Source organism: Pantoea sp. JGM49, assembly GCF_018257655.1.
GTDB classification, from domain to species: Bacteria; Pseudomonadota; Gammaproteobacteria; order Enterobacterales; family Enterobacteriaceae; genus Pantoea; species Pantoea communis.
In genome coordinates, this window is the sequence record NZ_JAERJM010000007.1 from 63664 (window position 1) to 88416 (window position 24753).

Annotated in this window: 18 protein-coding genes; 5 read left to right on the forward strand and 13 right to left on the reverse strand. The window is 54.0% G+C overall.

Translation table 11 applies throughout. The features are described 5' to 3' along the window. Positions 1 to 6: 6 nt before the first annotated feature. The 4 genes from wzzE to trxA form a co-directional block, all read right to left on the reverse strand. Entirely contained in the window at positions 7 to 1056 is a 1050-nt protein-coding gene (gene wzzE, locus JK231_RS13850; RefSeq protein ID WP_160833368.1) for an ECA polysaccharide chain length modulation protein, read from the reverse strand. 36 nt (positions 1057 to 1092) lie between these two features. Next, positions 1093 to 2169 (reverse strand): UDP-N-acetylglucosamine--undecaprenyl-phosphate N-acetylglucosaminephosphotransferase, encoded by a 1077-nt coding sequence (gene wecA, locus JK231_RS13855; RefSeq protein ID WP_097118545.1) that lies wholly within the window; start codon positions 2167 to 2169, stop codon positions 1093 to 1095. A 278-nt stretch (positions 2170 to 2447) separates the two neighbouring features. Further along, positions 2448 to 3707: a transcription termination factor Rho gene (rho, locus tag JK231_RS13860; RefSeq protein ID WP_034827837.1), complete on the reverse strand. Its 1260-nt coding sequence runs from the start codon at positions 3705 to 3707 to the stop codon at positions 2448 to 2450. A 343-nt stretch (positions 3708 to 4050) separates the two neighbouring features. Beyond that, positions 4051 to 4383, reverse strand: a complete 333-nt coding sequence (trxA, locus tag JK231_RS13865) for a thioredoxin TrxA (protein ID WP_003851963.1) — start codon at positions 4381 to 4383, stop codon at positions 4051 to 4053. Positions 4384 to 4499: 116 nt separating this feature from the next. Here trxA and rhlB point away from each other — a divergent pair, with 116 nt between their 5' ends. Further along, the gene (gene rhlB / locus JK231_RS13870) at positions 4500 to 5795 is read left to right on the forward strand and encodes an ATP-dependent RNA helicase RhlB (protein WP_038643814.1); all 1296 of its coding nucleotides are present in this window, start codon (positions 4500 to 4502) and stop codon (positions 5793 to 5795) included. A 7-nt stretch (positions 5796 to 5802) separates the two neighbouring features. Further along, positions 5803 to 7287, forward strand: coding sequence for a guanosine-5'-triphosphate,3'-diphosphate diphosphatase (gppA, locus tag JK231_RS13875; protein ID WP_097118507.1), 1485 nt, complete (start codon positions 5803 to 5805; stop codon positions 7285 to 7287). Between the two features lie 158 nt (positions 7288 to 7445). On the opposite strand, the gene rep is transcribed toward gppA, so the two are convergent. Beyond that, positions 7446 to 9467, reverse strand: coding sequence for a DNA helicase Rep (gene rep, locus JK231_RS13880; RefSeq protein WP_160868691.1), 2022 nt, complete (start codon positions 9465 to 9467; stop codon positions 7446 to 7448). Positions 9468 to 9663: 196 nt separating this feature from the next. Between rep and ppiC the strand changes: the two genes are divergently transcribed. Further along, positions 9664 to 9945 (forward strand): peptidylprolyl isomerase PpiC, encoded by a 282-nt coding sequence (gene ppiC / locus JK231_RS13885; protein WP_034827827.1) that lies wholly within the window; start codon positions 9664 to 9666, stop codon positions 9943 to 9945. On the opposite strand, the gene JK231_RS13890 is transcribed toward ppiC, so the two are convergent. Together JK231_RS13890 and pdeH are read right to left on the reverse strand one after the other, a co-directional pair. Continuing rightward, positions 9946 to 12006 carry an AsmA family protein gene (locus JK231_RS13890; RefSeq protein WP_211728848.1) on the reverse strand — a complete coding sequence of 687 codons (2061 nt, stop codon included), beginning with the start codon at positions 12004 to 12006 and terminating at the stop codon, positions 9946 to 9948. Positions 12007 to 12067: 61 nt separating this feature from the next. Continuing rightward, the gene (gene pdeH, locus JK231_RS13895; RefSeq protein ID WP_038643818.1) at positions 12068 to 12841 is read right to left on the reverse strand and encodes a cyclic-guanylate-specific phosphodiesterase; all 774 of its coding nucleotides are present in this window, start codon (positions 12839 to 12841) and stop codon (positions 12068 to 12070) included. 284 nt (positions 12842 to 13125) lie between these two features. On the opposite strand from pdeH, the gene JK231_RS13900 reads away from it, so the two are divergent. Together JK231_RS13900 and JK231_RS13905 are read left to right on the forward strand one after the other, a co-directional pair. Continuing rightward, positions 13126 to 14058 (forward strand): sugar kinase, encoded by a 933-nt coding sequence (locus tag JK231_RS13900; protein WP_211728849.1) that lies wholly within the window; start codon positions 13126 to 13128, stop codon positions 14056 to 14058. A gap of 434 nt (positions 14059 to 14492) precedes the next feature. Beyond that, a complete protein-coding gene (locus JK231_RS13905) occupies positions 14493 to 15365 on the forward strand; it encodes an alpha/beta hydrolase (protein ID WP_034827823.1) in 873 nt (290 codons plus the stop codon). A gap of 279 nt (positions 15366 to 15644) precedes the next feature. Here JK231_RS13905 and JK231_RS13910 read toward each other — a convergent pair whose 3' ends face one another. From JK231_RS13910 to bcsE, 6 genes are all read right to left on the reverse strand, one after another. Then, positions 15645 to 17159: a pitrilysin family protein gene (locus JK231_RS13910; protein WP_097118502.1), complete on the reverse strand. Its 1515-nt coding sequence runs from the start codon at positions 17157 to 17159 to the stop codon at positions 15645 to 15647. Between the two features lie 245 nt (positions 17160 to 17404). Beyond that, the gene (locus tag JK231_RS13915) at positions 17405 to 18685 is read right to left on the reverse strand and encodes a dicarboxylate/amino acid:cation symporter (RefSeq protein WP_034827821.1); all 1281 of its coding nucleotides are present in this window, start codon (positions 18683 to 18685) and stop codon (positions 17405 to 17407) included. A 230-nt stretch (positions 18686 to 18915) separates the two neighbouring features. Beyond that, positions 18916 to 20928, reverse strand: coding sequence for a biofilm formation regulator HmsP (hmsP, locus tag JK231_RS13920; RefSeq protein WP_211728905.1), 2013 nt, complete (start codon positions 20926 to 20928; stop codon positions 18916 to 18918). A 308-nt stretch (positions 20929 to 21236) separates the two neighbouring features. Further along, positions 21237 to 22877, reverse strand: coding sequence for a cellulose biosynthesis protein BcsG (gene bcsG / locus JK231_RS13925; protein ID WP_097118499.1), 1641 nt, complete (start codon positions 22875 to 22877; stop codon positions 21237 to 21239). Continuing rightward, positions 22877 to 23065 (reverse strand): cellulose biosynthesis protein BcsF, encoded by a 189-nt coding sequence (gene bcsF / locus JK231_RS13930; RefSeq protein WP_038643825.1) that lies wholly within the window; start codon positions 23063 to 23065, stop codon positions 22877 to 22879. Before bcsF ends, bcsG begins: the two co-directional genes overlap by 1 nt. Continuing rightward, on the reverse strand, positions 23065 to 24612 hold the full coding sequence (gene bcsE / locus JK231_RS13935; RefSeq protein ID WP_211728850.1) for a cellulose biosynthesis protein BcsE: 1548 nt from the start codon (positions 24610 to 24612) through the stop codon (positions 23065 to 23067). Before bcsE ends, bcsF begins: the two co-directional genes overlap by 1 nt. Positions 24613 to 24753 lie beyond the last annotated feature (141 nt).

A 24753-nucleotide genomic window follows, 5' to 3' on the forward strand; every position in this document is an offset into this window, starting at 1 on the left:
CTTCTCTTAATGGCTCGTTGGTGACGTCGGACGAGGACGGCGCACCAGCGCCACACCTGCACCCACCAGCGCGCCAATGACGCCCCACATGATCATCATAAACATTCGGCGCGGACTGTCGCGCGACACCGGCTCTTCAGGCGTGCGCAGATAGCGGTAAGTCTGGAAGGGCTTATCCAACTGCGCGCCTGCCTGCAACGTGCCCAGCATCGCTCTGTTCTGATCATAGCTCAAATCGTAAGCGGGCCCGCTGGCTTGCAATGTATCGAGCTGAGCCTGCAGCATTTGCTGCCCGAGCAGGAAGCGATCGCTGTCAGGCAGCGCTTCGCCAATAGCCGGTGCACGGTTTTCTTTGATGCCCTGCTGACTAGCGACCTTTAAGGCCTGTTCAATACGTTGACGCTGGCGATCAAACACCGCCTGTGCCACTTCCTGCTGGCGATGAACCTGTGCCTGCAGCTGCGCGCTGCGCGCCTGCCATGCACCCTTCAACTCCGCATTCAAATGGCGCGCCGCGCGTTCGCTGGCATAGGCGATATATTGACGCAGCAGGTTATTTGCATCGCCGGCGGTTTCAGCAATCAGCTTAATGTTATCCAGCGTGTTATGCGCCGTATCCGCAGGCGTGAACTGAATATTAGTAATCAAATCATCCAGCAGCGCGGCATCGTTGTGCGCGTTGCCACTTTTGCGACTTTTGAAGTAATCGGTCTGCTGCCAGAAATCACGGCGCGTGTCCCAGGAGGCCAACTGCATAGTGAACTCCTGATAGACCTCATCCATCACCGTTGGGGCGGGCGTGTTGAGATTGAGCGTGTTGTTACGCACATCGAGATTATTGAGGAATTGCTGCTGCACGAAGAAGTCACCCAGCATGTTAACCGTTGGACGATCGGTAACGGCGGTAGTGCTCCATGCTTGTTTCATCAGCATCGAGGCGAGCCATGCCAATAAGGCAAACAGCAGCGCAAAGCCGATGATCCAGCGCTTGCCGCGCCACAGCGTGCAGCCAAGGCCGCGCACATCCAGTTCGTTCTCCACAACGACAGAGGTCATAACAAAAGTCCTTATCGGGGTACTAATCGGGGTAATTTATTTTTTATCTTCGCCACTGCTTTGCCAGCGGCGTTTAATACGACGGATTTTGCGCGCCACACGCCAGGCATGTTTAAGGCAATAGCCGTAAAGGAAAAAGGCCATCAGGAACAGCACCAGCATCACCCACTCGGGGATGAAGGCAAGGTATTCGCCCAGCACACCAATACCGGCCAACAGCGCTGCAGCCACGGTAATCAGCACAAAGGCCTGACGCGAAGTGAAACCGGCACGCATGATCAAATGGTGAATGTGCTGGCGGTCAGCTGAAAACGGACTCATCCCCTTACGCAGGCGGCGATACATAATTGCCACCATGTCCATCAGCGGAATGGCGATCAGCCACAGTGCCGTGACCGGCGTAATCGGATGGCTCAAACCCTGGGTGGTTTCCAGCAGGATCCAGATAATGGTGAAGCCAATCATGGTGCTGCCTGCATCGCCCATAAACACTTTATAGCGGCGGCCAATCAGACCCAGATTGAGCAAAATATAGGGGATGGTGGCGGCGATCATGGCGAAACACCACATCGCAAGACTGGTTTGCCCGTCGAAAAAGAGGATGATGCCCATGGCGGCAAAGGTCACACTGGCCAGCCCACCCAGTAAGCCATCAATGCCATCCACCATGTTAAAGGCGTTAATGGCCGCCCAAACGGCGAACAGTGTAAGTACATAGCCAAATGGTCCAACAACCAATTCCACCGGACCAATGATAAATCCGAGGCTCAGCAGATACAGTTTTGAGCCGACCATCATCACGATGGCCACCGCCGCTTGTACTAATGCGCGGATTTTAACGCTGATATCGAACCGATCGTCCAGTGCACCCACCAGCACCAGCACCCCTGCGCAACTTAAATAGAGTGCCGCATGGGGTAAATAATAATCTGAAATAGAGAAAGCAAAGCAAATCCCCGCATAAACGGAGATCCCACCCACTAACGGAATGGCGCCATGGTGTCGTTTTCTTGAATTAGGTGTGTCTACCAGCCCAATTTTTTTAGCGGCTTTACGGGCAAAAAATAGGAACACTAAAGTAAACAGAAAAACAAAACCAAGCTCAGTACTCATAGTGAGTAAATTCACGTTAACGCTCTCAGCTAAAATCATCGACAACAATAAGCAAGATTCTTGCCATTGCCGTATATCCTTTGTCCGAATTCTGCCTGAGAAAAGTCTGATTGCTGAAAAAACCAGCACCTTTCTGGCACAATCATTATATTTCTTCCTGACTGGGCTAATCCTAATGCCCATAAATGAAAAACGCCACGTTAAGACGTGGCGTTAGCAATAAATCCTGGCAAATTGTGCGAAAGAATCGCTTCGCTTAGCGATTCAATATCGCCAACTTACGAACGCTTCATCATATCGAAGAATTCGTCGTTGGTTTTGGTCATCGCCAGCTTATTGATGAGGAACTCCATCGCATCAATTTCACCCATTGGATGGATGATTTTGCGCAGGATCCACATTTTCTGCAGCTCTTCCTGCGTGGTGAGAAGTTCTTCTTTACGGGTACCGGAGCGGTTGTAATCAATCGCTGGGAAGACACGTTTTTCAGCAATTTTACGCGACAGGTGCAGTTCCATGTTACCTGTACCTTTAAATTCTTCGTAAATCACTTCGTCCATCTTCGAACCGGTATCAACCAGCGCAGTCGCGATGATGGTCAGGCTGCCGCCCTCTTCCACGTTACGTGCTGCACCGAAGAAACGCTTCGGACGATGCAGGGCGTTGGCGTCCACACCACCGGTCAACACTTTACCGGAAGCCGGTACCACGGTGTTGTAAGCACGCGCCAGACGGGTGATGGAGTCAAGCAGGATAATAACGTCTTTCTTGTGCTCGACCAGGCGCTTAGCCTTCTCGATCACCATCTCAGCGACCTGAACGTGGCGTGAAGCCGGTTCGTCGAAGGTGGATGCGATGACTTCGCCTTTCACCAGACGCTGCATCTCGGTCACTTCTTCCGGACGCTCGTCAATCAGCAGCACCATCAGCACGCAATCCGGATAGTTGTACGCAATGCTCTGTGCGATGTTCTGCAGCAGCATGGTTTTACCGGCTTTCGGTGGTGCCACGATCAGACCACGCTGACCGCGACCGATCGGCGATGCCAGATCCAGTACGCGAGCGGTCAAATCTTCGGTTGAGCCATTACCGCGCTCCATACGCAGACGATTGTTTGCGTGCAGTGGCGTGAGGTTTTCGAACAGAATCTTATTACGCGCGTTTTCCGGCTTGTCGTAGTTAACTTCGTTAACTTTCAACAGCGCAAAGTAACGTTCACCCTCTTTTGGCGGGCGAATTTTACCAGAAATGGTGTCACCAGTGCGGAGGTTGAAGCGGCGGATTTGGCTGGGAGAAACGTAGATATCATCGGGACCGGCGAGGTAGGAGCTGTCTCCAGAGCGGAGGAAACCAAATCCGTCCTGCAATATCTCCAGCACACCATCACCAAAGATGTCTTCGCCACTTTTCGCATGCTGTTTAAGGATAGAGAAAATAATATCCTGTTTACGCATACGTGCCTGGTTTTCCAGACCCATATTTTCGCCGAGGGTAATCAGCTCAGAAACCGGCGTGTTCTTTAATTCGGTAAGATTCATAGTGAGGGTTCTTAAACTCGGGGTAATTCTCGAAATGATTGTCGTGGGTGGTATGGCAAAAATTCCATGCCGTTAATGGCTCTTTTTCAACTCTGCTCGACGATTATCGTCTGATGTGGCGATAGGAAACGAAGAGATGGTCGAAAGGTGATGCCGAATGTGCTAGTCATCAGATTGCCAAACCACGATAACGTTCAATGCGAGCAGGGTCTGACAAGGGAAAACTTTAGATGCAAACTACAAGGTAAGTGCGTAATGCAGTGAGGTCAACTTAACACGCCTGAAGGGAGACGTCCAGCAGTGGCGAAAAAATTCACCACTGCGGAACAACACCGCGCCGGGCTTAGGCCAGGTTAGCGTTCAGGAACTCTTTCAGCTGGCCTTTAGACAAGGCGCCTACTTTGGTCGCAGCCACTTCACCGTTCTTGAACAGCAGCAGTGTCGGGATACCACGAATGCCATATTTAGGCGCAGTGCCCGGGTTGTCATCAATGTTCAACTTGGCGATGGTAAGCTTACCGTCGTACTCTTCTGCGACTTCGTCGAGAATTGGGGCGATCATTTTGCAAGGACCACACCATTCAGCCCAGAAATCTACCAGAGTGACACCGTCGGCTTTCAGCACGTCAGTGTCGAAACTGTCATCGGTCAAGTGAACGATTTTATCGCTGCTCATGTTTAACTCCAAAGATTGTGCCTGGCGAATTGGCGTAAAATATACCAACGTAGGTTGACTTTATTTCATCGGATACGCTTTCGTAAAGCGCTAGTAAGCTGATATTCTACCACACTATGAGCAAAACACACTTAACTGAACAGAAGTTTTCCGACTTCGCCCTGCACCCACAGGTGGTTGAAGCCCTTGATACCAAAGGCTTTTCTAACTGCACGCCTATTCAGGCGTTGGCATTGCCTTTTGCGCTTTCAGGGCGTGATGTTGCGGGTCAGGCGCAAACCGGTACCGGCAAAACGATGGCGTTCCTGACGTCAACGTTTCATCATCTTCTTTCTCATCCAGCCGCTGAAGGCCGCCAGATTAATCAGCCACGTGCGCTGATCATGGCCCCGACGCGTGAACTTGCTGTGCAGATCCATGCCGATGCAGAGCCACTGTCGAAAGTCACGGGTCTGAAACTGGGTCTGGCTTATGGCGGTGACGGCTACGACAAACAGCTGAAAGTGTTGGCCGATGGCGTCGATATCCTGGTGGGCACCACCGGTCGCCTCATCGACTATGCGAAACAAAATCACATCAACCTCGGCGCCATTCAGGTCGTGGTTCTGGATGAAGCCGATCGCATGTTCGATCTTGGCTTTATTAAAGATATCCGTTGGTTGTTCCGCCGCATGCCGCCGGCCACCCAGCGTCTGAGCATGTTGTTCTCGGCGACCCTCTCTTACCGCGTACGTGAACTGGCGTTCGAACATATGAACAACGCTGAATACGTGGAAGTGGAACCGGAGCAGAAAACCGGCCACCGCATCAAAGAAGAACTTTTCTACCCTTCGAATGAAGAGAAGATGCGTCTGCTGCAAACCTTGATCGAAGAAGAGTGGCCCGACCGCGCCATCATCTTCGCCAACACCAAACACCGCTGTGAAGATATCTGGGGCCATCTGGCCGCGGACGGTCACCGTGTAGGTCTGCTGACGGGCGATGTGGCACAGAAAAAACGTCTGCGTATTCTGGATGACTTCACCAAAGGTGATGTGGATATTCTGGTCGCGACTGACGTTGCGGCGCGAGGTCTGCACATTCCTGCAGTGACCCACGTGTTCAACTACGATCTGCCTGACGACCGTGAAGACTACGTGCATCGCATCGGTCGTACCGGCCGCGCGGGTGCCAGCGGACACTCCATCAGCCTGGCGTGCGAAGAGTACGCACTGAACCTGCCAGCGATTGAAGAGTACATTGGTCACGGTATTCCGGTGAGTAAGTACAGCAGTGAAGCACTGATGAGTGAGCTGCCTCCGCCGAAACGTCTGCAGCGCAGCCGTTCTGGAAACGGCCCACGCCGTGGCGGGAACAACAGCAACCGTCGTAGCGGCGCGCCGCGCAATAACAACCGTAAACGTTCGAGTTAAGCACACCATGCTGAGCGCATCGTCACTTTATGCTGCGATTGATTTAGGCTCTAACAGCTTTCATATGTTGGTGGTGCGCGAAGTGTCCGGCAGTATTCAGACCATTGCGCGTATAAAGCGTAAGGTACGTCTGGCTGCCGGTCTGGACAAAGCCAATCACCTCTCCGCCGAGGCGATGCAGCGTGGCTGGCAATGTCTGAAACTCTTCTCTGAACAGCTGCAAGATATTCCCCCCGAGCAAATCCGCGTAGTCGCCACGGCTACGCTGCGTATTGCTGAAAATGCCCAGGACTTCCTGACTCACGCCGAAGAAATTCTTGGCTGCCCGGTGAATGTCATCAGCGGCGAGGAAGAAGCACGCCTGATTTATCAAGGTGTTGCCCACACTACCGGAGGCTCTGATCAGCGCCTGGTGGTGGATATCGGCGGCGGCAGCACCGAGCTGGTCACCGGCGAGGGTTCGCACGCGACCACGTTGTTTAGTTTGTCGATGGGCTGCGTCACCTGGCTGGAACGCTACTTTGGCGATCGTCACCTGGCGAAAGAGAATTTCGAGCAGGCTGAATTAGCGGCCCGTGACATGATTCGTCCGGTCGCGGCGGCACTGCGCGAAAAAGGCTGGCAGATCTGCGTCGGTGCTTCTGGCACCGTGCAGGCACTGCAGGAAATTATGGTTGCGCAGGGTATGGATGAACGCATCACCCTGAGCAAGCTGCAGCAGCTAAAACAGCGTGCGATTCAGTGCGGCAAGCTGGAAGAGCTGGAAATCGAAGGATTGACACTCGAGCGCGCGCTGGTATTCCCCAGCGGCCTGTCGATTCTGATCGCTATCTTCCATGAACTAAGCATCGACAGCATGACGCTGGCCGGTGGCGCACTGCGTGAGGGGTTGGTGTACGGCATGCTGCATCTGCCGATTGACCGCGACATTCGTAGCCGCACGTTGCAAAACGTCCAGCGCCGCTTCTCTATTGATGTGGAGCAGGCAAGCCGCGTGCGTCAGCTGGCTGAAAGCTTTTTCCGCCAGGTGAGCACTGTCTGGAAGCTGGATAACCGATGTCGCGATCTGCTGCTGAGCGCCTGTTCAATTCACGAAATAGGCCTGAGCGTCGATTTCCGCCAGGCACCCCAGCACGCCGCTTACCTGATTCGCCATCTCGATCTTCCTGGTTTTACGCCCGCACAGAAAAAAATGCTCGCCTGCCTGCTGCAGAATCAGAGTGGCAGTATCGATCTCGCTTTACTGACGCAGCAGAACGCTGTGCCACCACGTATGGCGGAACGCTTAAGCCGTTTACTGCGTCTGGCGATTATTTTCTCCAGCCGTCGTCGCGATGACACGCTGCCTGCGGTTCGTTTACAGGCGGATGATGATGCGCTGCACCTGACACTCCCTGCTGGCTGGCTGGATGCGCATCCGCTGCGTGCCGAGTTGCTGGAACAAGAGAGTCATTACCAGTCTTATGTGCACTGGTTGCTGACTATCTCTTAATCAAACCTGCTGCGCTTGCTGATGCTGCGTTGAAAAGCTCCCGTCAAATGCTCATTGACGGCATGTGAACTCCGCTTTGCCGGGAACTTTTCGTCTTGCTTCCGCTACGCTCGCAACGGTTATCGCTACAGGCCTGGCCTGAACGAACGGCGGGGGATTTACCCCTTCTTCGCATTCTCCAGCATCGCACGTAAGCCCGCGACGCGCGTCTGCCCGGTTTTCACCCGCTCCTCGGCGCTGATCACCTTTTTCTCGCGCTCCCACACCACATCATCCTGCGGCAACTCCATCAGGAAGCGGCTCGGTTCCGGACGCACCAGTTCGCCATACTGACGACGTTCACGGCACAGGGTAAAGGTCAGCTCTTTTTGCGCGCGGGTAATGCCCACATAGGCCAGACGGCGTTCCTCTTCGATATTGTTCTCATCAATGCTGCTCTGATGCGGTAACAACCCCTCTTCCATACCGACCAGATAAACATACGGGAACTCCAACCCTTTGGAGGCGTGCAAGGTCATCAATTGCACCTGATCGCTCTCCTCATCGCTCTCGCCGCGTTCCATCATGTCGCGCAGCGTAAAGCGCGTCACCACCTGCGCCAACGTCATCGGCTCATTGAGTTCGTCACCTTCCAGCATCTCGGTCATCCACTGGAACAGCGTGTTGACGTTTTTCATGCGCATTTCGGCGGCTTTGGGGCTTGGCGAGGTCTCAAACAACCAGCTTTCATAATCGACACCGCGAATCAGATCGCGTACCGCATTCACCGGTTCGCGTTCCGTCAGCTGGATAATCTCATTCAGCCATTGAGTAAAACGCTGCAGATGCTCCAGTCCGCGCCCGCTCAGCGTCTGTTCCAGCCCCATATCGAAGCTGGCATTGAACAGACTTTTATTGCGCAAGTTGGCCCATTCACCCAGCTTCTGCAGCGTGGCAGGCCCAATCTCACGGCGCGGCGTGTTAACGATACGCAGGAAAGCACTGTCGTCTTCCTGATTGGTCAGTACGCGCAGATAGGCCAGCAAATCTTTGATTTCCGGGCGCGAGAAAAACGAGGTGCCACCAGAGATGCGATAAGGAATACGGTTCTGCATCAGCTGCTTTTCAAAGACGCGTGACTGATGGTTGCCGCGATAGAGAATTGCATAATCTTTATAGGCGGTTTTATTAACGAAGTGATGAGCAATCAACTCACCGGCGACCCTTTCGGCCTCATGATCTTCATTGTTGGCACTCAGCACCTTCAGCTCGCTGCCCTCACCCAGCTCGGAGAACAGGCGCTTCTCAAACACATGCGGATTATTGGCAATCAGGATGTTAGCTGACTTCAAAATGCGCTGGGTTGAGCGATAGTTCTGCTCCAGTTTCACCACTTCCAGCGTCGGAAAGTCCTCTTTCAGCAACACCAGGTTTTGCGGTCGTGCGCCACGCCAGGAGTAAATTGACTGGTCATCATCACCAACCACGGTGAAACGCGCCCGCGCGCCCACCAGCAGTTTCACCAGCTCATACTGGCTGGTGTTGGTATCCTGATACTCATCAACTAATAAATAGCGAATACGCTGCTGCCAGCGCTCGCGCACTTCCTGATTGCGTTGCAGCAACAGCGTCGGCAGCGCAATCAAATCGTCGAAATCCAGTACGTTGCAGGATTTCAGATGCTGGTCGTACAGCTGATAGCAGTGGGCAAAAATCTGGTCGCGCTGGGATTTGGCCAGGCCAGCCGCACCCTGCGGATCGACCAGATCATTCTTCCAGTTGGAAATGGTGGAGATCAGCTGCTGCAACAGCGTTTTGTCTTCCTCCAGCCACTGTTTAGTGAGGTCTTTCAACAGCGCCAGCTGATCTTGATCGTCGAACAGCGAGAAGCTCGCTTTCATTCCTAACGCTTTGTATTCACGTTTGATGATCTCCAGTCCCAACGTATGGAAGGTGGAGATCATCAGGCCGCGCGCCTCTTTGCGCCCGAGGGTTTGCGCGACACGCTCCTTCATCTCACGCGAGGCTTTATTGGTGAAGGTGACGGCCGCGATATGGCGCGCCTGATAGCCACACTCGCGGATCAGATGGGCGATTTTATTGGTGATGACGCGGGTCTTACCCGAGCCTGCACCGGCCAGCACCAGGCAGGGACCGGTGACAAATTCGACAGCACGTTGTTGGCCGGGGTTTAAACGCATAACGGAATATCACTCAACTAATGAAAAGGAGATCCCCTGACGATTTCGCATGGCAGGAATATGGACAGGTGAGCGACTCCCGGAAACTGACTCAATCAGTCACCGTATCAAGCATACGCAGCCAACGCACCTGCAATTTGAAGTAGGACGGGGATATAATGCGCCGAACATTATACATACATACAGAGACACCAACATGGCGAAAACCGCGGCAGCTTTGCACATCCTCGTCAAGGATGAAGCGCAGGCCAAATCCCTGCTGGCCCAGCTGGAAAAGGGCGCAAACTTCCAGCAGCTGGCAAAAAAACACTCCACCTGTCCATCGGGACGTAACGGCGGCGATCTGGGTGAATTCCGTAAAGGCCAGATGGTGCCCGCCTTTGATAAGGCGGTGTTCTCCTGCCCGCTATTGCAACCTTACGGGCCGGTGAAAACCGCCTTTGGTTATCACATCATCAAAGTGCTGTGGCGCAACTGATCACTTTTTACTTTTCATCTGCTGCAACACGTTGCTGCACTGGTTGGCATCTGTATCACTGGGTGAAATCAGTGCCAGCAGTGCGGCGGCCGGCGCCACCACTGCGCCCAGCGCCACCGCAGCAGCGCCACGTGCGATCAGCGGCCCGGCTTTCACTCCCGCATCCGGATTTTTGAAGGTGCCACGCACATACAGTGGCGATCGCAAGGTGATGATACGAATGCCTTTGCTCTCTGGATTAATGGATAAGTCCAGCCTTTCATTGGCAAAGTTAACGTTGCCGGTGACATTAATCACCGCATTCTCCGTATCCAGCACAAACACTTTCGGCGTGGCGAGACCCTGACGGATATTGAGATCGGTGGCGGCACAGTTGATGCGCACCTCATCATCGCCAAACAGTTTGCCGACCACATAGTTACCGACATTCAGGCCGGCAATTTCCATCAGACTACGGCTGATCAATCCGTCATTCATCAGCAGTTTCAGCTCGCCGTTGCTGGTCCCCAGAATATCCGCCACCGAGTTGCCGGTACCGCTCAGGCTGGCATCGCCGTTTAACTGACCCAGGCTACGCTGCATCGCCGTGACATTCGGGAACAGCTGACGCAGTTGCAGCTTACGCGCATGCAAGTCCGCGCGACCGCGCATCGGGCTTTTATCCCCTTCCAGATGAATGGTGGAGTTGATACTGCCGCCTGCCATGCCGAAGCGCAGCGGATCGAGCAGCAGGTCACCGTTTTTCAACTGCAGATGGGTATAAAGGTCGCTAAGCGGCAGCTTGCTGCTGTGTTCGATGCGTTTTCCGCTGAATTTCACATCCGCATCCATCACGTCCCAGCTTTTGGTATCAAACTTGTCATGTGGCAGCACGCGATCGGCCGGTTGAGTCGAAGCGTCACCACGCTGGGCTTTAGCCTGCTGGGTTTTCTCACTGCCCTTGCCCGAATTTACGCCAATCAGCGGGCCTAAATCCGCCATGCGCAACTGGTTCGAGGTTAATTCTCCGGTCAACGTTGGGCGCGGTTTCACCTGGTGATAAGCCAGCGAGCCGTGAATATCGCTATCGCCAATATGCCCATTGAAGTTTTCGTAACGGAACAGCGGCCCTTTCTCTTCATTGAAGCGCGCGATCAAATGGCCGTCAGTTTCGTACGGCGGCGTATCAGGCAGCAGCACGCCGGTTAAACCGTACAGATTCGCCAGCGTATCGCCAGCAAAGCGCAGACGCACATCCAGCCCGCCGAGATTTAAAGGATCCTGCAACGTCCCGTCAACGCGCACGCGCGTGGTGCCGTTGCGCAAATCAACTTGCAGTGGGAACGGTGTGGTTTTGCTGCGCAACGAGAGCATGCCGCCGATCTTGCCGTCGCCAGTCAGTTTCTGATTGTTGTATGTCCCCTCCGCCTGCCAGCCAAAGACAAAATCGCCCGCGCCTTTCTGCTGGTCGTTACCGCCCGCTACCTGCGTGTAAGGCACCGGTTTGCCCAGTGGATTAAGAGTGACGGTCACATCGGCTTTATTGATGGCATCGCGATAACGAATCTGGCCTTTATCGAACAGGATATTATCGAGGCGGAAAGACCAGGCAGAAGGCGGCGCATTAGCATCGCTGTTCTCGCTGCTGGCTAAGTTGAAGGTCCAGTTATTCTTTTTATCCGCCGTCTGCACCAGCCGCGCATCGGGCTGCTGCATTTTAATCCACGGCAAATAAACCTGTTTATGCAGGAGCGCCAGCGGCGCAAGCGTAGCTTCAACGCGCTGCAAATGCACCATGGTGACATCGGGAATATTCGGCGGATTGCCCAGCATAATGTCATCAGCATGCACCTGCGGCCACGGCACCCAACTGCGCCAACCGGGTTCTTCGCGATTGCGCACCCAGGCAACACCCAGATCGCCCCGAATGGCGAAAGGCCGGTTTAACTCAGTGGAGACTTTTTGGTTGATGGTTGGCTTCAGGCGGTTCCAGTCAAACGTGGCGATAATCACCACCACCACCACAACCAACAACAATAAAATCCCGAAAACCCAACTCAGGACTTTTCCCGCACGTGACATTCTGCTTCCTCCTTGCCCTCAACGTCTCACATAACTGTAGTCGAGACGTTGCGGATCGGGATCAGGGAAGCTCGAGCGCCAGGGATTCCAGCGTGCTGAAGGGAACAGGCCGCGAGAAGAAATAGCCTTGTGCCGCCATTGCAGGCGAATTGCGCACCTGCTGCCACTCCTCTTCGGTCTCCACGCCTTCAACAATAACGCCGTTGCAATAGCGATTGATCAACGCCAGTAGCATGGAGAACAGCGAGCGGCCTTCATCGGTAGAGCGCAGCAGCATGAACAGTTCGCGCGACAGTTTAATGTAGTCATAGCGCAGCTCAGTCAGCGCAGAGAAGTTTGCCATGCCTGATCCAAAGTCATCAAGCCACAGCGGGCCCAGTTCAGGCATCTTCGCCACCATCTCTTCCTGCGGCAATGCGTGGTGCTCCGTGAGTTCAAATCGCACCCAGGGGAGTTGCGTAATCAACTGGCGGATATCGTCATGCTGCTCAATGGCTAACAGCGTCGGACCATCAATATTCACCGAGGCCACCAGCTGACGCTGACTGAAAAAGTGTGACCACTGTAATAACAGCTCAAGCTGTTCCTCGACGACATCAAGGCGCTGCGCGATAGTCAGCGCATCAAAATAGGTTTCGGGCGACAACCTTTTCTCTGGTGCGGAGGGGTGTGTCACCGCAGTCAGTAATTCAATAGCCAGTAAACGGCCGGAGACCTGGTAAATCGGCTGGAAAGTATAGAATCGTTGGCACTGCTGCCAGAAGAAACGCGTTTCCTGTTGTTGCTCCAGTTCAATTGAAATAGGCAGCCGATGACTTAAATTGTTCATCACCATGGTTTTTTCCTGGTAGGTGGTGGGTGCCTGCAAATTGTTTCTCAGCGGCAAGTATCGGCGAGTAACACGATAACTTTATTGGTCTCAGCCACCTCACGAGCAGTTGAGTGTATCAGCGCGTTTCAGGCTTAATCGGCAAAACAAGCGGCGCTTTGTCCGTTAAATCGCCGTGGAAAGTGGGTGCAGGCACCTTAAGTTAAATTAAAACATCGTTTTAAAAACCATTGACAGCTGCCATACCAGACGCGAGACTCGAGGGCAGAATTCACTACAGGCCGAAGACCATGACGCAGAAGAACATTGCCATCATTGGCGAATGCATGATTGAGCTGTCCGAAAAAGGTGAGAACATCAAACGTGGTTTTGGCGGCGACACGCTAAACACGGCGGTTTATCTGGCACGCCAGTCAGATAGCCAGCAGTTGCGGGTGGACTATGTCACCGCGCTGGGCACCGACACTTTCAGTGACCAGATGATCGCTGCCTGGCAGCAGGAGCAGGTTCACACCCAGCTCATTCAGCGCCTCGACAATAAAATGCCGGGCCTCTATTTCATTGAAACCGACGAACACGGCGAGCGCACCTTCTGGTATTGGCGCAATGATGCCGCTGCGCGCTTCTGGCTGGATGGCCCAGAGTCTGACGCGATTTGCGCCCAGTTGGCCCACTACGATTACCTCTATCTCAGCGGTATAAGCCTGGCGATTCTGCCGGCCACCAGCCGAGAGAAACTGATGGCACTGCTCAGCGCCTGTCGCCAAAACGGTGGCAAGGTCATTTTCGATAACAATTATCGTCCACGTCTGTGGGCAGACAAATCTAGCGCGCAACAGGCTTATGCCGAGATGCTGCATCACACCGATATCGCCTTCCTGACGCTGGATGATGAGCACCTGCTGTGGGGTGAACAGCCGCTGGACGCAGTGATTGCACGCACGCGCGAAGCCGGTGTGCAGGAAATTGCCATCAAACGCGGTGCCGATTCCTGTTTAGTGGCGATAGGCGATGAGCCGCTGCGTGAAGTGCCCGCCATCAAGCTGGCAAAAGAGAAGGTGATCGACACCACTGCCGCAGGCGACTCTTTCAGCGCCGGTTATCTGGCTGTACGTTTAGCCGGAGGGAGGGCAGTAGATGCGGCCGCGCGCGGTCATCTCACCGCCAGCACGGTGATCCAGCATCGCGGAGCCATTATCCCTTTAAGCGCTATGCCGCAATAACCCTCCCCTCAACATTTCCCAGCGGCGCTATTCAAGGCACGACGCCTGGCGCCGCTGGATATCCGTTGGCACGATGCAGGGCGCCAGTCGTTCACTTTACCGCTGTTGATTTGATAATCACGACTTACACAATGCACAGGATAATTTGTCTTAAATCCCGAGATTACACTGTGAATTTTAACTAACCTCGACAGCGATCCATCTTTGGCTCATATCCGCCTACGCCAGTTTAGCAACCCTTACCATATCAATTTAAATTCAATAGATTACGGACAGAAATAGGGCCGCCAGGCATAGTCCGAAACTTCAGAAATGGTGGGTTTTCGGCTGGACGCCAGCGCGAAAACAGACCATGTTTTAATCAACAACAGCAGGACGCTGTTAATCCGGCCGCGAACAAAATAATGACAACACGACTCGCTCAGGACTGATTTATGCACACAGAAATCATTAATATCTGGCCACACGGTGATGCGCCAGGCGCGAGTGATTCGCGCGCTCAACCGCAAATCGTCGATCTCGCCAAAGAGTACGAACCTTATGACCGCGCCGCGACCGGCGTGCGTTGCCCTGAAATGGCAATCTGGCACCCGGAAACCTCCAACGGCATTACGCTGCTGGTGGCGCCCGGCGGCGGCTATCAGCGAGTGCTGATTGACCGTGAAGGCAGTGCCCTCGCCACGTTCTTCACATCGATGGGGTATACGCTGGCAGTGATGACTTATCGCCTGCCTTACGATGGCCATCACGAAGGTCCCGATGCCCCACTGGCCGATGCACAACGTGCGGTGCGCGTGTTGCGCGATCGTGCGCAGCGCGGCATGAACGGCAAATACATTGTGATGATGGGCTTCTCAGCGGGTGGGCACGTGGCTGCCAGCCTGGGGACGCGCTTTGGTGAGAAAATTTATCCAGTGCAGGATCAGGCCGACAGCTTCTCGCCACGTCCAGATGCCATGGTGCTACTCTACCCGGTGATCAGCATGCGCGACGGTCTGGCACACGAAAGCTCGCGCACTCGCCTGCTCGGCGCATGGCCGGATCAGAGGTTGATTGATGCGTATTCCATGGAAACGCGCGTACATGCGCAGACACCGCCCACGCTGCTGATTCACGCTAGCGATGATGACGCGGTTTCGGTAAACAACAGCATGGTGTTTTTCAGCGCCCTGCGTGAGCACAAGGTGCCGGTGGAAATTCACTTTTATCAGAAAGGCGGCCATGGATTTGGCATTCGCGGCGTCGCGGATCTGCCCCTCGCCAGTTGGCCGATGCTGGTCACCGAATGGCTACGCGCTAAGACATAATCCCCTTCATAATTTGAACCGCAGCGGCGCTGGCTGCACGCAGTCACCCCAGTCACCGGCTTAAGTCAGTGACTGGCGATGAACATACTTGCCGCCTTAATGCGGCTCAAATTATTTCAGGGATAATTCATGCCCTGAAACGCAGCGACGTGGCTGCATGGATGTGATGTTCAAAAGCGCCTCAAGGCACTTTTGTGCTGCTACTCAAATTTTTTTGGCGATCTCATATGCCATGAATCATAAGACTTTATGACTCGGCCATGAATGATAAATCCTGCGTCATGACGAGGGTTGAGCCGGGTCGGTCGCGCTCGCGCTGCCGTTACTTTCCGGTTTAGCTTCATCAGAAGCCGCCGGTGCCGCAGGCGCATCCGGTACCTTCATCACTTTATCCCAGTCGTCCTGCAGCATCTTCACGTTGGTCTCAGCTTCACCTTGGGGTTGAATCAGCACCATCGTCAGTTCCTGCGTCAGCTGCTGGCGCAATTCCTGATTCAGCTGGTCACGCGTCAACCCACTGAGAAACGCCTGACGCAGCTTTTGATACTGCTCCGGCGCGATATCCACCACCGCATTTTGCTGCGAGCGCAGACGCTGCCCCATCAAGATATCGGTATCTGTGCGCGCATAGGTGGCGAACAGCTTATTCAGTTCCAGCAGCTTCTGCGCCATCAGCGCATCAAACTCATCCTGCGGTAACCCTTTATCACGTACTGCCGCCAGTTCTTTCGCCACCTGGTTCATGTTCTGCGCCAGCGATGCGTTCGGGCTGTCCATGTTGATGGAACACTGCGCACGCTGGTAAAGCACGCGGCAATCAAAGCCCACCTGCACGCTCTGTGCTTTGCTGTCCGCCAGAGCGCGTTGCACATGCCAGAACAGCGCTTCACGCGCCAAATCGCTCTGCCAATAGTGCTGTAAGTTCTGTGAGTCACGAATCGGTTGCCACGGCGTATCCCACACCAGAGACAGGCGATCCTGACTCATCCCGCCATTCACCAGGTTGACAGGCTGATGCGGCAAAGGAGAGAGCGTAGGCAGCGCTGCGGGCGCAACCCGTTTCCCCTTCAGCGCGGAGAAGGTTTTGTTGATTTGTTCTGCCATGCTGCGGCTGTCAACGTTGCCCACCACATACAGGGTCATGCCATCCGGCGTGTACCACTGCTGATAGAAGCTGTTGAGCTGTGCAATATCCACCGGCGCACGCGGCTGCTCGCCCGGATCGTGCGCCAGCATCGCTGAACCCTTCAGGCGATAGCGCCACCAGACATCCTGGGTATTTGGCGGCCAGGTGGCAATCGGATCGGTCGCGGTCAGCGCGGTTGATACCACCTGCTCATTGATGGTCATTTTCCCTGCGGTCGCCGCCAGCCAGTTCAGCGCTTCTTTCAGCAGCTCCGGGCGGTTGTTGGGCAAGCTCAGGTTGTATTGGGTGTAATCGTACGATGAGATCGCTGGCGGCAACGGGCGTTGCGGATCCATGGCTTGCTGCCACAGTGCACGCTGTTGATTGGTATCCAGCGCGGTGTTGTGCACCATTGCCAGACGCGGTATCAGATGGCTGAAACCGGTTTGCTGAGCGCTCTCCACCAGTGAACCGGTGTTAACAATCAGACGTAATTCAATACGATCGCTTGGACGTTGTGGCGTGGTGAGTAACTGCCAGCTAAAACCATTGTCCAGTTTGCCTTCCTGCCACGCGGGATCGGGCTGGAGTGTCTCGGCGTGCGCGCCAAAGCCGGATGCCGCAAGGATTAATCCGCCAACCAAAAGTCGAATTCTGGTGCCCTGCATGTGAACCCCTACATAAACAGATCAACGCTCGTTATCGCGACATGTACGGTCACATCTTTGGTGACCGGCGCGGCCCATAGCCGCCACGTTTAATGAAGAACAGACTCTTTGACCACAGGAAGGTCAGGATGTCGCGCAACGAGGTAAAAAATCGGGAAAAAAATCAATGGGGTTTATTATGCAAATGCCCGCTGTCAGGGCAAGCGACAGCGGGCATTTCTCGGGAAATTAACGCAAATAGACGATCAGACGCTGGTTTGTGAGGCGTTATTGACCTTTTTCGCTGAAGAAAGCGTCGCTTTCATCTGCTTCTCATCCAGCTGACCGACCCACTTCGCCACGACAACCGTCGCCACGCCGTTACCCACCAGGTTGGTCAATGCACGCGCTTCGGACATAAAGCGGTCGATACCCAGAATCAGCGCCAGACCCGCTACCGGCAAATGTCCGACTGCAGACAAGGTGGCCGCCAGCACGATAAAGCCACTGCCGGTCACGCCCGCTGCGCCTTTTGAGGAGAGCAGCAGCACCACTAACAACGTGATCTGGTGGAAGATATCCATGTGCGCATTGGTGGCCTGGGCAATGAATACCGCCGCCATGGTCAGGTAAATCGAGGTGCCATCAAGGTTAAAAGAGTATCCCGTTGGAATAACGAGACCCACCACCGATTTCTTACAACCCAGCTTCTCCATCTTATCCAGCATGCGCGGCAGCGCAGATTCAGATGAAGAGGTACCCAGCACGATCAGCAGCTCTTCTTTGATGTAGGCAACAAATTTGAAGATGTTGAAGCCGGCCCAGCGTGCAATCAAACCTAACACCACCACCACAAACAGCACGCAGGTGATGTAGAAGCAGATGATCAGCTGACCGAGTTGCACCAGTGAGCCCACGCCGTATTTACCAATGGTAAACGCCATGGCACCGAAGGCACCGATCGGCGCAAGGCGCATAATCATATTGATAACGCCGAAGATCACTTTGGAGAAGCTCTCAATGACGTTGAACATCACAGTACCGGCGTTACCCAGACGATGCAGGGCAAAACCAAACAGAATGGCGAACAGCAGCACTTGCAGGATATTACCGCTGGCAAAGGCACCGATCACGCTACCCGGGATAATATCAAGCAAGAAGGCAACAACACCCTGTTCTTGCGCCTGTTGGGCGTAAACCGCCACGGCTTTGGCATCCAAAGTCGCGGGATCAACGTTCATCCCCGCGCCCGGCTGCACCACATTAACCACGACCAGGCCAATAATCAGTGCGATGGTGCTGACAATTTCAAAGTAGAGCAGCGCAACTGCGCCAGTCCGTCCAACTGCTTTCATGCTCTCCATGCCGGCAATACCGGTCACCACCGTACAGAAAATCACGGGGGCGATGATCATCTTGATCAGCTTAACGAAACCATCGCCAAGCGGCTTCATTTGCGCGCCTAACTCAGGATAGTAGTGGCCTAACAGGACGCCGATGCCGATGGCAACCAGCACCTGGAAGTAGAGGCTTTTGAACAGTTTCATAACAGGTGTCCAGGTATAGACGGAATTCACCGCCATTATTATGGAGAACGCATGCGGCAAGCCGCCTGGAAGCGAAAAACCTTACCGATTGCGGGAAAATAACACTCCGATAACAGGATTAATATACCCTTACATTCCTTACAAAAGTTACAAAACTCTAACTATGAACTGAAACGCTTCAGCAAACTATCTGACTGCAATTTCGTGAGGAAAATCAATAAACAATGTGATTATTCAGGATGTGACGAGCTGTCAAGCCAGCGTTGGTTGAAGACGTTAAGAGGGAGCGCTTCAGCGTATAAGTAGCCTTGCCCTATAGTAATTCCGCGTGCCAGCAGCCAGTCTCGCTGCTCATCGGTTTCCACGCCTTCAGCAATAACATCCAGATGAATGATGTCCGCAATCGCCGCGACAATACGCACCATGGTGTCATCATCCGGTAGCGCCGCGACAAAACTGCGGTCCATCTTCAGCTTGTTCACCGGCAGCGCTTTAAACTGATGCAGGTAATTGAGATTGGAGTAACCCATGCCAAAATCATCCAGCGCCACGGCCACGCCGGTTTGCTGCAGTGAACGCAGCAGCGAAATCGCTTGCTCGGCATCGCCAATCTGCGCGGTTTCGGTAATTTCCAGCACGAAATTGCCGGGTGCAATACGATGGCGCTCCAGCAAGCCTTGCAAATGGCTCACCATGCTGGGGTCACGCAACTGAACTGCCGATATATTGACGCTCAGCGGAATATTGATGCCGAGCTTCTGCCACGCGGCAAGGATGCGGCAGGCTTCTTCAAACACCCAGCGCCCAATCGCGGAAATCACCCCAATCTCTTCCGCGCTGGCGATAAACTCTTCTGACAAACCATAGCTGCCATCCGGCATACGCATACGCAATAGCGCTTCCGCGCCCGCCAGCTCACCGGTTTGCATATTGATTTGCGGCTGCAGATAAAGTGCAAATTGACCATCCTGCAACCCCTGCAGGATATCGTGCTCCTGCGTCAGGCGTTTTTGCGCCCGCTCAGTCAGCGCCGGATCAAAGAACAGAATCTGGTTTTTGCCCTGATGACGCGCCGACATCATTGCCGAGGTCGCGCGGTCGAGTTGCTCGCTGGCACTGACGACACTGTCATCATGCAGCGCCAGGCCAATACTGGCGTTTGGACGCAGCTGAAGTTGATGCAGGTTCACCGGCTGGTTAATGCGAATCATCAGGTTGCGCGCCAGACGCATGGCGCGGAACGGGTTGTGCGCGCGCTTCATCAGCAGCGCGAAATCGCTCGGCCCGGTTTGTGCCAGTAACGTGTGATCGTCAACGGTGCTGCGAATTTTCTCTACCAGCGTCAGCATCAGCGTATCGCGCTGCTCATCACTCAGTACGCCGTTGGCTTCCTGCAGTGTTTCGATACGGATCACCATCAATCCCCATGGCTGACGGCTATGGCGATGGCTGGCGTGCTGATCCAGCAACGCGAGGAACAGGGCGCGGTTAGGCAGATCGGTGACAGCAAAATGGGTGGTCATGCGACTCATTTCATCATGAATCGACTCCAGCACCTGCTGATTGCGGTTGTAGCTGCGGATCAGCATGCCGATTTCATCGTCGCGATGATTATGCGGCAGGTCGAGCTTGTGCGTGAGAATGACCTGCGGTGGCAACTCCTGCAAATCACGCGACAAACTTCTCAAAGGATGGACGATCAGGCGATTGATACACCAGCTAATCGACACCGAAAGTATCAGCGCCAGCAGCAAATAGGTGGTGATCATGGTCGAGAGCGTGCTGAGCAGGAACTGGTATACCCGAGAAGAGTCGGCCTGCAGCACCAGATAGGCGATAGGCTTCGGCAGCCCAGTACGCTCTACCGAATAAAGCGGCAGCGTGATTTGCACCGGCAGTTCAAACAGACGTGCCACGAAGCGCGGTACCGGTTTTTCCGGCACAAAATCGGCGTGCAGCGCCTGAAACGCATTCGGTAATACCACATCGGCGCGCGACAGAATGCCCGCCGGTTTCAGCGTATTCAGGATGCGTTCGGCTTGCGGAATATCCCCTTTCAGCACCGCCTCCGACAACGGCTGGCGCACCGTATGGGCGATATTTTCCATCTGCTGGGCGTAATCGATTCTGCGCTGCTGCACAAAGTGGAATAACTGGATGACGATAAAGATGCTGATGGTCACCATCGCCACGGCGGACACCGTTGCCATCTGTTTTATCGTTAACGAGCGACTGACGCGCAACAAAACCCTCTCCCGACCACTTAAATCGACTATGAATACCCTAAATTATTCAAGGTGCAGGCAGGCGGCAAGGGAATGAATCCCCAGGAGCTTACTCAGGTAAGTGACTGGGGTAAATGAGCACAGCCAACGCACCTGCAACTTGAAGAATGACGGGTATAGATGAAATGCGCAGCGAGTATATCGCAGGTCAGCCTTGATTTGCGCCGGGATAAAGTCGAAAAGAGGCGGGAAACACGAGATAAATCGGTGATTAGGAATTGTGCACCGAATTTGGCGGTGCAACCTGCTGCACCGCCATTGAGAGATTATTGCGGATAGGGCACCCAATCGCCGCCGTTCAGGCGAATCCAGGGTTTGCCCTGATACATCATCACCACCGCATTATCATTCTCGGACACCACCGGTGATTGCGGCAAATTATCCGCTAACACCGACATATTGACGTTCGGCGCGTTAAACACCTGACCATCCACCACGCGGGAAATGATCTCGGAAATCGCCAGCAGACTGGTTGGTGTATCAATGCTCAACGGCTGTCCCTGGTGTGGCGCTTTCATCCCGACAAACTTAATGCCCACCGGCACATGCGTAATGCTCGGGCTGGGAATATCACGCAGACCGGACATCTGCATTTTATCGCCCTGCAGCGCAGCACCGTGCTCCGGTACCACCAGCACCATCACGCGGCGTCCTGATTTCTCCAGATTGGTCAGGAATGTATCCAGCTGATCAAACAGCATTTTAGCGCGCGGCTGCCAGTCAGCGGTGCGCGTGCTGCCCAACTCGCGCGTGCCGTCATGCAACGGAATCAGGTTGTAGAAGGTGGCACTGCGCGCATCGCTGCTTTTAGTCCGATCGTCGAGCCAGCGCTGCATCAATTGCCCGTCATTGAACACTGGCGAACCATCAAAGGAGGTCAATTCTGGCGCAATTCCCGCTTGTGACATCAGCGGTGCCTGCAAATTGCCCTCTTCACGCAGCTCTTTGAGATAGTTACCAAACACGCCTGTATGATCCATCATCAGTTCCTGCTTAAAGCCCAGCTTCGCCAGGTTATCAAACAGATAGCAGCGCTGGTCGGTGGCCTTATACAGATTGGAGTGTGAAGTCTGGCCGCAACTAGCACGCAGCAAACGAATCCCTGCCGGACCGCTGTAGCCGGTGGCAGAGTTGTAGTTGTCCAGCAGGATATCAAAATGCTTCCATAGCGGATGGTCACGCAATTGTGCTACATCCATGTCCGACCATGACAGCGAACAGATGTTAATCACTAAAATATCAAACGGCTGCGAATCCGCGGGCAGCGCATCCGGGAAATGGGTGGCGCGCTGGCGCTCACTGTCGTAGAAACGATTGAGCCAGGAGGTCAGATTGGCACTGGTCGGTGGTGCAGACTGGTCCAGTCCCTCCGGTGCTTTGGTCGCGGCTGGAGGGTTATTCAATGCCACTTCCGGTGTCGCCGCTTTGGTTGGCAGCAGATTCATCGCCGGTCCGGCAATGGTCAGCACGTTAAGCCAGATCAGCATCAGAGAAACCAGCACCGTGACGCGGATCCACTGCGCCACGAACATATAGATCACCAGCAGCACAAAGCCTGCGCCAATCATTTGCCAGTTGATAAAGCGCTCCAGCAGATCGAGCAGATAAGCTGAGGAGAAGCCCGCGACCTGGCTACCCTGGCTCATGATCGATTCCAGCCCCGGCAGCCAGGTGTCATGCCAGAACAGCGCAAAGCCAATCGGCAAGGATACCCAGTGACGCACACGATGCAAACGACGTGACGGCAGCGGGAACAGCAGCCACGCCAGGAACACCAGATTGCTCAGCGCATGAAAATTAAGGTAGCCGTACCACAACAGACCAAATTTGATCAGGAAGTAGAAATTCCAGCCGCCGAGACCGCGCCACCACGAAGCGTGCAGCGTCGAAGGTTTGTTATTACTCATTACGGTTTGGTATCCGTTTTAGCAGATTTGCGTTGCCACTGCCCTTCCGACTTCAGCGCACGCGGTGGCAGCAGACGCATCAGCAGGCTGGTGCTACTGCGCGGTAACCAGCGCACAAACAACGATTTCAGGAACAGTAAAATTAATAACAGCAGGATCGCCACCTGCACCCAATCCATCAGTGTCATCAGCGGCGATCTCCATCGAGATTGAGAATAATAGGCTGCGGGGTTTGCGCCCCACGCAGGTCAGAAGCGGACACCTTGTTTGCCCGCGGGGCCTCAATCGGCACCATCGGCACTTCACGCTGCGCCACCGGCGTCAGCTGGCGAATCTTATGCACTTCCGACAAAATCTGGTTGTCCTCGAACCACACCACGCGATTACTGAACAACTCATCGTGCGGCAGTGAGAAAATCGATTTCAACGCGATATCCAAATCGTTGAAGCGGCAGGATGATAGAAACAGATAGATGCGATCATTAATCAGCGTCACCAAATCACCAAAACGACGCGGTTTACACAGCGTCAGAATCTGCTCAGGTTTCAGCTGCGGCACCGGGCGCAATGCCACCATCAGCCCCTTGTCGTTTTCCGGCAGCAGCGTATTGCTCATCAGCTGCTGTACCGCCGCGCAGAACGGCTCCAGCTGCAAATACCCTTTTTGCTGCAGCGGCTGTAATGCCTGCATCAGCGCGGGCAAGTTGGCCGGAACATGACGCGTAAACTGCTGGCCCTGAATCCCTTCCAGCGTGGTGAGAAAGCGTGACAGCGTTTGTGCACCGGGCACGATGGCATTGACACCACACGCCAGCAATAACCGCTCATCGCTATACCTAAGACTGGTACTAATTTCGCGCACCACAATCTTTAATGCGTTACCGCGTGAGCGGCGCAAGCTATGGACCATTTTTGCCAGGGCATTGATATCCTGGTTATGGGCCAGGCTAAAAATGACCGTGGCAGCGTTGGCCTGCTGGGCACGCGAGAATACGCTCTCATTGTCGCTAAACAGTTGCCACTGGCTGGAGAGCGGCGGCGCACCTTCCAGCACCCCTTCCTGTGCCAGTAACTGATTTTCATCATTGAGGCTAAGCGGCGTAGTTTGTTCCACTTCATTAATGGCAATGAATTGATTCTCATTACAACTCAATCGAATTGCACGGTCAGCCAGTAATTTGTCTGCGGAGTACCACCAGTTAATTCGATATTGCCAGCTATCCTGTTGAAATTCTAAATGTGCGACACCATCAAGTTGGCGAAAATAACGCTGTAGATGATTACGCAGATGAATAATTGACGCCCCCGAAGTGATCAGTAGCAGCGTGATTTGTTTTTTGATTAACAATCGTCGCATGCGTTTCACCCAGAGCGTGAGTTCATCCTCGGATAATTTACTCCACAGCGCTGCATTGCTGTAAAACAGCACTAAACCACTGCGGCTATTCAGTACACGCGCGAAATCATTCTCCAGATGCTGCAGGCCGGTTTTATTGGCCGGCAGCGAAAATAAGGGAATGCGCGCTGGGCCCGTCAGTGGGTCCGGCGTAAGTAAAGACTGAGGCTTCTCATCTGAACTGACCAGGGTTGCCGCCTGTTGATGGCTCACCACCTGACGCAGCAGTACCCGCGCGTCTTCCTGACGCTGACTGGTAATCCAATAAAACCCCGGATTTTGCAGGTTAACTAATTCCTGCTGAACCTGTTGTAGGCCAAGCGCATAGCGATTTTTCATATTTGTTTCGCGATCAGAACAATCCAGGCTAGTTTAATATAGACGGCAACGATTGGAACTGCTGAAATAATTAAAACCTGCGCTATCTCAAATGATATCGATTTTTACATAGTCTGCGCATTTTTCCGGGTTTAAACTTTA

What these genes read in the sequence shown, in the direction of transcription:
- JK231_RS13900 (WP_211728849.1), top strand. Translation starts at nt 13,126, where the DNA reads ATGACGCAGAAGAACATTGCCATCATTGGCGAATGCATGATTGAGCTG.
- JK231_RS13890 (WP_211728848.1), bottom strand. Translation starts at nt 12,006, where the DNA reads ATGTCACGTGCGGGAAAAGTCCTGAGTTGGGTTTTCGGGATTTTATTG.
- bcsE (WP_211728850.1), bottom strand. Translation starts at nt 24,612, where the DNA reads ATGAAAAATCGCTATGCGCTTGGCCTACAACAGGTTCAGCAGGAATTA.
- wecA (WP_097118545.1), bottom strand. Translation starts at nt 2,169, where the DNA reads ATGAGTACTGAGCTTGGTTTTGTTTTTCTGTTTACTTTAGTGTTCCTA.
- rho (WP_034827837.1), bottom strand. Translation starts at nt 3,707, where the DNA reads ATGAATCTTACCGAATTAAAGAACACGCCGGTTTCTGAGCTGATTACC.
- JK231_RS13905 (WP_034827823.1), top strand. Translation starts at nt 14,493, where the DNA reads ATGCACACAGAAATCATTAATATCTGGCCACACGGTGATGCGCCAGGC.
- JK231_RS13910 (WP_097118502.1), bottom strand. Translation starts at nt 17,159, where the DNA reads ATGCAGGGCACCAGAATTCGACTTTTGGTTGGCGGATTAATCCTTGCG.
- trxA (WP_003851963.1), bottom strand. Translation starts at nt 4,383, where the DNA reads ATGAGCAGCGATAAAATCGTTCACTTGACCGATGACAGTTTCGACACT.
- pdeH (WP_038643818.1), bottom strand. Translation starts at nt 12,841, where the DNA reads ATGGTGATGAACAATTTAAGTCATCGGCTGCCTATTTCAATTGAACTG.
- JK231_RS13915 (WP_034827821.1), bottom strand. Translation starts at nt 18,685, where the DNA reads ATGAAACTGTTCAAAAGCCTCTACTTCCAGGTGCTGGTTGCCATCGGC.
- rhlB (WP_038643814.1), top strand. Translation starts at nt 4,500, where the DNA reads ATGAGCAAAACACACTTAACTGAACAGAAGTTTTCCGACTTCGCCCTG.
- wzzE (WP_160833368.1), bottom strand. Translation starts at nt 1,056, where the DNA reads ATGACCTCTGTCGTTGTGGAGAACGAACTGGATGTGCGCGGCCTTGGC.
- gppA (WP_097118507.1), top strand. Translation starts at nt 5,803, where the DNA reads ATGCTGAGCGCATCGTCACTTTATGCTGCGATTGATTTAGGCTCTAAC.
- bcsG (WP_097118499.1), bottom strand. Translation starts at nt 22,877, where the DNA reads ATGAGTAATAACAAACCTTCGACGCTGCACGCTTCGTGGTGGCGCGGT.
- rep (WP_160868691.1), bottom strand. Translation starts at nt 9,467, where the DNA reads ATGCGTTTAAACCCCGGCCAACAACGTGCTGTCGAATTTGTCACCGGT.
- bcsF (WP_038643825.1), bottom strand. Translation starts at nt 23,065, where the DNA reads ATGACACTGATGGATTGGGTGCAGGTGGCGATCCTGCTGTTATTAATT.
- ppiC (WP_034827827.1), top strand. Translation starts at nt 9,664, where the DNA reads ATGGCGAAAACCGCGGCAGCTTTGCACATCCTCGTCAAGGATGAAGCG.